Genomic DNA, 281 nt, shown 5'->3' on the forward strand with positions numbered 1-281 from the left:
GCGTACAACAAACAGAGCAGCCACCACCTGGCCCTGCTCACGGCCGAACGCACTATGCTGCGAACCCGTGCGACGCCACCGCCAACCCCGCCGCGACCGAAGAAGATATTCATCAATACCCGCTACTACGGGGTCCTGATCGGGGAGCAGCGCCTGACACCGATTGGCCTGGAAACCGACCTGGTGGATATCCGCTCACCCTTGACGGAAAAAATCGTCGCCACCTTCCACGAGAAAACCCCCGGCGTGTGGATTGAACATCTGCTCCACACCGATGGCGC

At 60.9% G+C, this 281-nt stretch carries 1 protein-coding gene; it reads left to right on the forward strand.

The features are described from left to right. Positions 1-281, forward strand: a 281-nt coding sequence (locus AC0L20_RS40870) for a hypothetical protein (RefSeq protein WP_473295803.1), incomplete at both ends; no start/stop codon positions are given.

This window comes from Bradyrhizobium sp. Kon58, assembly GCF_055807455.1.